The organism is bacterium, assembly GCA_040753555.1.
GTDB lineage: Bacteria > UBA9089 > UBA9088 > UBA9088 > UBA9088 > JBFLYE01.
The window spans coordinates 1-4,725 of sequence record JBFMDZ010000165.1 but is presented as its reverse complement, the minus strand read 5'-3'; the positions used below and the strand labels follow the sequence as shown (position 1 = coordinate 4,725).

4 protein-coding genes are annotated in these 4,725 nt (G+C 36.1%); all 4 read left to right on the top strand.

Annotated elements, in window-relative coordinates; all coding sequences use genetic code 11:
* Positions 1–317: 317 nt before the first annotated feature.
* Positions 318–686 (top strand): T9SS type A sorting domain-containing protein, encoded by a 369-nt coding sequence (locus tag AB1630_10480; protein MEW6104215.1) that lies wholly within the window; start codon positions 318–320, stop codon positions 684–686.
* Positions 687–963: 277 nt separating this feature from the next.
* Positions 964–3,171, top strand: a complete 2,208-nt coding sequence (locus tag AB1630_10475) for a DUF2723 domain-containing protein (protein ID MEW6104214.1) — start codon at positions 964–966, stop codon at positions 3,169–3,171.
* Positions 3,172–3,501: 330 nt separating this feature from the next.
* Positions 3,502–4,437 (top strand): hypothetical protein, encoded by a 936-nt coding sequence (locus tag AB1630_10470; protein ID MEW6104213.1) that lies wholly within the window; start codon positions 3,502–3,504, stop codon positions 4,435–4,437.
* 68 nt (positions 4,438–4,505) lie between these two features.
* Positions 4,506–4,725 (top strand): hypothetical protein (locus AB1630_10465; protein MEW6104212.1); only part of this gene is annotated, 220 nt, incomplete at its 3' end.

Here is a 4,725-nt window from a genome sequence, read left to right as displayed (position 1 = left end):
ACTTCTTTCGGGAAGCAAAGACTTACCTATGTTTGGATGAAGGGAAATTCCAGAAAATTAGGTGTTATCAAAGACATTTTTATCTTGTCTTTGTAGCCTGGTCTATAATTTTAAGAATTATTCACCTGAACACCTTGAATGCGGTTACTACATTTCGTATAATTCGTATGTTAAAGAAAAACACTAGATATTAACAAGATTTTTTAATAAGAGGAAGTGTTATATTTCTTATTACCCTTGGTCTATCCAAAACCATAGGAAAAATTACGGAACCTCTGGTAAATGGTGGAGAGGAAAATATCAGGATTTCGGTTAATGTGCTTGATGTAAGGGACACAAATTATCAAAAGCTAGAATCAATTGGGGATGAGATATTCATAAAAATAGCCTATCCAAGTGAATCTTCCCTCCTTCAGAGCTATCCAAACCCAGCAAATAATTCCTGCTATATTCCCTTTACCCTGGCAAAGGATTCCAATGTCTCATTAGAGGTCTATAATATTCTAGGACAAAGGATAAGAACCATAAACATTGGTTTTAAAAAGAAGGGTTCATACACAAAACAAGATAGTGCCATCCTCTGGGACTTAAAGAATGACACCGGCATCAAAGCCTCAAAGGGCTTATACTTTTATAAGCTTACTGGTGATGACTTCTCGGCGATTAAGTCTATGGTGGTGAAATAGCAGACATTCCGTAAAAATTTGGCAAATTTTAAAAGTGCTTGCAAATCAATATAGTTACAAATTTTCTGTCTCATGAATGTAAGTCTTTTATTTTCAAAGGGTTACAAAAAATTACGGAACCTCGGTTACAATTTAAAATTTGCAATTAAACAAAGCGATTTCTGGCTCTTTAGATAAGGAAGCTCAACACATACGAATTTTGTAAAATACCTTCCAAAAATTAGCAAAACCAACCGCACGATTGACTTTTAGACTAAAGGCTTGATATAATGGGTTTGTGAAAAAGAAGGATGAGCGGTTAATTCCTTTTAAAACAATAGATTATATATTGGGCATCCTTGTTTTCTTTGTTTCATTCGGCATTTATCTTCATACCCTAACCCCAACCGTTGGGTTTCATGATTCAGGTGAGCTAATAACCTGTGCTTTCTCATTAGGCATTGCCCATCCCCCAGGCTATCCCCTCTATACCTTGCTGGGTAAGGTCTTTATAACCTTGATTCCTATTGGAAACATTGCCTTCAGGATGAATATGCAATCAGCCCTCTTTGCCTCCCTTTGTGTAATGATGGTTTATTTTATCACCTTAAAAGTGAGCGGAAGAGCGGAGGAACGGAAGAACGGAAGAATAATTTCAAGCGTTGTTGCATCTTTAATCCTTGCCTTTTCCTTAACCTTCTGGGAACAAGCGGTAATTGCTGAAAAATACACCCTAAACGCCTTCTTTGCCACCTTAATTATCTTTATCTTACTTAAATGGGAAGAAGGCTTAAGGCTTAAGGCTTCCGGCTCAAGGCTACTTTATTTGTTTTGCTTTATCTTGGGTTTATCTTTCACCCACCACTTCCAAACAATCTACCTTGTCCCTGCAAGTATATTCTTTATTCTGGCTACATTGATAAAAAGAAAACTCAAAAGTCAAAAGTCAAAACTTAAAACTAAATCCTTTTCACTCCCTACTCTCTACTCCCTACTCTCTACTCCCTCAAAGATGTTTTTGCTTTTTATCCTGCCCCTTTTCCTCTGGGCTTATCTCCCATTAAGGGCAAGTCAAGACCCTGTGCTTAATTGGGGAGATCCAAGTAATTGGGAAAATTTTATAGAGCACATTACAGTTAAAAGCTACAGAAGTTATTTCTCTACCTCAATAGACCAAGTTTTAAAAAACTTAAAGAATCATCTTATTTTCTTTCCCAAAGAATTTACTTTTTATCTTCTTCCTATTTGTCTTATTGGATTTATTATCCTATTTCTTAAGAAAAAAACCATCTTTTTATTCTTTCTTTTAATCTTTGCGGTCAATATTTTTCACTCTATCCGCTATACCATTTTTAACATTAAAGACTACTATATCCCTTCTTATATCATCTTTTCTATTCTGACTGGCACAGGTTTTTTAACTATAGCTAAACTTATCCCTAAAAGATACCCTGTCCTATACCTTTTCTTTATTTTTCTTCCCATTCTTCTCTTTGAAACCCACTACTTCCAGAATAACCGAACTAAACATTACTTTGCCTATGACTATGGGATGAATATCTTGAGACCATTGGAAAAGAATGCGATTATCTTTATAAGAGGTGATAATGTTATTCTTCCTCTTTGGTATCTTCAGTGGGTTGAGTCTTTTCGTAAAGATGTAAGTAATATAGATACTACTCTGTTGCAAGATGATTGGTATGGTGAGCATATTAAAAAAATATATTCTTATCTTTCTTTCCCATTTTCTCCACATAGAATAAAACAAGCAACCGTAGATGTAATAGAAGCTATTGTTAAAGATAGGATTTTAAAAATTACAATTAGCAATAAATCACATTCTTGTTACATAAATTATCCAATTGAATTTCCTACTGAATATTCCTTAATTCAAGAAGGATTTTTATTAAGGATATATGAGAAGAAGAAAGTGCCAGAGATTCCAAAAATAGTAGAGTTTAAGCATAGAGGTTTTTATGATAAAAAGATATTTAAGGATGAAAGAACAGAGATAATAATAAAATCTTGTGAGGCTTTATTAAAAACTGCCTACTGGGATTTCGCTCTTATGTATGTAAATAAAAATAAGTATAACGAGGCTATATCTTTGTATAAAGAGGTCTTGAAGATAAACCCTGATTTTGCTCCTGTTCATTATAATTTAGGATGCCTCTACCAAGAGATAGGCAAATTAGGGCTTGCTATTGAAGAATATAAAAAGGCGATAAAGATAGAGCCACAAAATACAAAGGCCTTATATAACCTCGCACTTATTTATTGGTCAAGAGGAGAAGAAAAAAAGGCGATTTATTTCTTTAATGAGGTACTTAAACTAGCCCCACAAGATCTTAGAGCAAGAAGAGATTTGGTAAGAATTTATTATAATAGAAGATTATTTGACAAAGCCTGGATAGAATGTAAGTATATATTAAAGATTTCTCCAGAGAACCTCTTTGCCAAACAGATGCTTGAGGAGTGTAAAAAGAAAATTGTTGACAAGAATTGAATGGGTTGTTATTCTTTTTTCTGATGTTTAAGGGTAAAATTTTTTAGGGTTAAAAATTTTTCTTGCAAAATTTTTGTAAATATGTTATATTTATATTAAGATGAAAAACTTGAATTATAAAATAAGCGGGGGGGCAGAATCTAGTTACCCCAAAGGGTTTATATATAAAATCAGAAGCAGGTTCAATAAAGAGCCTGCTTTTTTATTCCCCTTCACCGAAGGGGTGGCAGACCGAAGATCTGACGGGGTAGTTAAAAATATAGGGGAAAAAACACCCCGTCTGCCTTTGGCAGACACCCCTCTGAAAGGGAATGAGGAGGTGTTAGTGAAATGAAAAGACAAATTTTTGTGTTTTTAGTAGTGTTAGGGATGGTTTTGGGAGTGAGAGTTTATGCGGCAGATATTTATGTGCCCGGAAGCTATACAACCATTCAGGCTGCAATAGATGCAGCAACGAATGGAGATAGAATCTTGGTTTCTGATGGGACATATACGGGAACAGGAAATAAGAATTTAAGCTGGAGTGGAAAGTGTATTACGGTAATGTCTATAAATGGATCAGATAACTGTATTATTGACTGCGAAAATAGTGGAAGGGGGTTTTATTTTGGTGATAGCGGAACTATCAGTGTAATTTACGGATTTACCATAAGAAATGGATATGTTGCAGGTGACTATGTTTATGGTGGTGGAATCTCCTGCCGTTCTTCCTCCCCATCCATTACAAACTGCACTATAATAAACTGCACTGTAATGGGAAATTACTATGGTTGTGGTGGCGGCATCTGTTGCGGCCTCTTTTCTTCCCCATCTATTGTTAACTGCAATATAATAGGAAATCAAGCTCTTGGAGGTTGTGGTGGCGGAATCTACTGCGCCGATTCCTCTCCCTCCATTACTAACTGCAATATAATAGAAAATTACAGTTTAACAGGGGGTAGTGGAATCCACTGTGAGGGGGGTTATTCCTCGCCCTCAATTACTAACTGCAATATAATAGGAAATCGAGGTGGCGAGAGTGCCATCTGTCGCTGGAAGGGCTCTCTAGCTATCAATTACAACAATGTGTGGAACAATACACCAAATAATTATTCCGGCTGCTCTCCTAATATAGGAAATATCTCCTCTGACCCAGAATTCGCTGGTGGGAGCGACTACAACTTAAAACCAATCTCTCCTTGCATTGATAAAGGTACAAACACCGCCCCAGGCATTCCAGTAACAGACAAAGATGGCAATCCAAGGATAGTCAACGGTATCGTGTAGACATAGGTGCCTATGAATTCCCAAGAGGTATCCAAGTCTTTCCAAAGTCAGGAAGAATAGGAACACTTGTGACAGTTCAAGGTGTAGGTTTTGCTACAAATTCCCTTATTTCAATAGACTTTGGAACGCATCTAACCATAACAACAATACAATCATCCATAAATGGCACCTTCTCAACAACCTTTGTGGTCAACACCCAACCTCCCTGCACAAAGCTTATTACAGCAAGGGATAGCAAAGAAATAGCAATAGCCATATTCTTGCTTGTTCCAAACCCAAAGATTATAA

Bases quoted from the DNA above. Each gene is read 5' to 3' on its own strand.
- AB1630_10470 (MEW6104213.1), top strand. From the start codon at position 3,502: ATGAAAAGACAAATTTTTGTGTTTTTAGTAGTGTTAGGGATGGTTTTG.